At 68.8% G+C, this 2,324-nt stretch carries 4 protein-coding genes; 3 read left to right on the top strand and 1 reads right to left on the bottom strand.

The annotated features are described in order from the left end of the window. A partial coding sequence (locus ACLML9_RS28495; RefSeq protein ID WP_411948390.1) for a hypothetical protein occupies positions 1-237 on the top strand: 237 nt, incomplete at its 5' end. Between the two features lie 283 nt (positions 238-520). Here the strand turns inward: ACLML9_RS28495 and ACLML9_RS28500 are convergent. Further along, positions 521-1,165 carry an MBL fold metallo-hydrolase gene (locus ACLML9_RS28500; protein ID WP_411948391.1) on the bottom strand — a complete coding sequence of 215 codons (645 nt, stop codon included), beginning with the start codon at positions 1,163-1,165 and terminating at the stop codon, positions 521-523. 141 nt (positions 1,166-1,306) lie between these two features. On the opposite strand from ACLML9_RS28500, the gene purS reads away from it, so the two are divergent. Both purS and purQ read left to right on the top strand, forming a co-directional pair. Then, positions 1,307-1,543 (top strand): phosphoribosylformylglycinamidine synthase subunit PurS, encoded by a 237-nt coding sequence (purS, locus tag ACLML9_RS28505; protein WP_030522869.1) that lies wholly within the window; start codon positions 1,307-1,309, stop codon positions 1,541-1,543. Continuing rightward, positions 1,540-2,217, top strand: a complete 678-nt coding sequence (purQ, locus tag ACLML9_RS28510; RefSeq protein ID WP_411948392.1) for a phosphoribosylformylglycinamidine synthase subunit PurQ — start codon at positions 1,540-1,542, stop codon at positions 2,215-2,217. The genes purS and purQ overlap by 4 nt, the downstream gene beginning before the upstream one ends. The last annotated feature ends 107 nt before the right edge of the window (positions 2,218-2,324 follow it).

Here is a 2,324-nt window from a genome sequence, read left to right on the forward strand (position 1 = left end):
GGCCGGCAGGCCGCGGCGAATATCCTGGCCGCCCGCGGCGGCGGCTTGGCGCATGTGCTCGACCCGCTGGATGCCGCCGAACGCGAGACCCTGGCGCTGCTGCTCGACAAGTTGCTGACCGGTCTGTACTCCGATATCGGCAATGCCGACCTGCTGTGCCGGCTCTGTGACCGGCGCTCGTGCACCACGGGTGCCTGCTGCCCGGTGGGTCAGGCCGAACGGGACCGGTCCGGATGACGGTGGGTGCGGCACTGGCCCTGGCCTCCGCGGCCGCCTACGGTGTCTCCGACTTCGCCGGTGGGCTGCCGGCCCGCCGGATAGACTTGCGCGTGGTCGCCGTCATCGGGCAGTTCGGCGGACTGGTCGTGACGCCGGCCGCCGCGCCGCTGTTCTCCGGGCAGTGGCACGGCCAGAGCATGCTGTCGCCGCGCTGCTCGCCGTCGCGCTGCTCGTATTCGACTGAGTCCCCGCCGCGCTCGACGCGAACGCGAGTATTCCCGCGAGCCACCGTCGGCCGGGTTCAGAGCTCGGCGTCGTGCTCCGGACGCAGGATGGTGAATTCGGTATCCGCCTTGCGCATTTCGTCGAGCCGGCTGAAATACACACCCCAGGCCTGCTCGGCGATGATCCCGTAGTGGATCGGGAAGGCCAGCCGGGGCGCCACCGACCGCAGGTAGTCGACCGCTTCGCTGATCTTCATCCACGGGGCCGCGGCGGGGACGGCGAGCACATCGACCGGAGTGGAGGGAACCCAGAGCGAATCGCCGGGATGGACGAACTGGGTCGGGTTCGTGGCGGTGCCCAGCTGGAAGACGGTGTTGTCGATCACCGGCAGTTCGGGGTGGATCACCGCGTGCCGGCCCCCGCCGCCGGTGATCCGCAGCCCGTCGAGCTCCACCACATTCCCCGCGTGCAATGCCTCCCAGGCCCCGCCCCGGAGTTCGGCGGTCTGCGGATCCGACAGCAGCCGCGCGCCGGGATTCCCCTCGATGAGCGGGTCGATCCGGTTCGGATCGATATGGTCGGCGTGCTGATGGGTGACGGCGATCGCGTCCAGTCCGGTGAGGCCTTCGAAACCGTGGGAGAACGTGCCGGGATCGAAGAGGATCTTCTTCCCGTCGAGTTCGACGAGTACGCAGGAGTGACCGAAGTGGGCTACATGCATGCACGTAAGGCTAGTACCGCATATGTTCGGTCACCCGCCGCGACCTTCCGGTCACCGGGCAATTAGGCTGCTCAGGTAACCCCATCCGCGTCCCGGCGTCGGCGCCGGGCGCAGCTCACCCCTTTTCGTGAGGAGCAACCCGTGGCACGTGTCGTGGTCGAGGTGATGCCGAAGGCCGAGATCCTGGATCCGCAAGGGCAGGCCATAGCCGGCGCCCTCCCGCGTCTGGGATTCGAAGGCGTCACCGACGTCCGGCAGGGCAAACGCTTCGAACTCGAGGTCGGTGACGACGTCAGCGACGACCAACTCGCCTCGATCGCCGAATCGCTGCTGGCCAACACCGTGATCGAGGACTGGAAGGTGGTGCGCGTCCCGTGACCGCCCGCATCGGTGTCATCACCTTCCCCGGAACCCTCGACGATGTCGACGCCGCCCGCGCGGTCCGGCTGGCCGGCGCCGAAGCCGTCGACCTCTGGCACGGCGATGCCGACCTCAAGAGCGTCGACGCGGTCGTGGTTCCCGGCGGTTTCTCCTACGGCGACTACCTGCGCGCCGGTGCCATCGCCCGGTTCGCTCCCGTGATGGGGGCCGTCGTCGAAGCCGCCGGCACAGGTATGCCGGTACTCGGCATCTGCAACGGCTTCCAAGTGTTGTGCGAGGCCGGGCTGCTGCCCGGCGCCCTCACCCGCAACGAGGGCCTGCACTTCATCTGCCGCGACCAGTGGCTGAGTGTCGGAGCCACCGATACCGCCTGGACCTCCCGCTACGAACCGGGCGCCCAGATCCTGGTTCCCCTGAAATCGGGCGAGGGCCGCTACCAGGCCTCCGAGTCGGTCCTCGACGAACTCGAGGGCGAAGGCCGGGTGGTGTTCCGCTACGCGGGCGACAACCCGAACGGTTCGCAGCGCTCGATCGCGGGGATCGCGTCGGCGAACAAGCGGGTCGTGGGGCTCATGCCGCACCCGGAGCACGCGACCGAGGCGCTGACCGGGCCGAGTGATGACGGGCTGGGGTTGTTCCTGTCCGTGCTGGACGTGCTCGTCGCTTCTTGAGGGGGCGGACGTCCAGGAGCGGTCGATCTGCCGTGGATGCGGGATCTGGACCGCTGAGGTGCGAGGTGCGGCCCCGTTCGTGAAGGTGCTGTGTTTTTGGCGCCGCC

It is taken from the genome of Nocardia sp. NPDC002869 (genome assembly GCF_046764065.1).
In the GTDB taxonomy this organism is placed as follows: domain Bacteria; phylum Actinomycetota; class Actinomycetes; order Mycobacteriales; family Mycobacteriaceae; genus Nocardia; species Nocardia rhamnosiphila.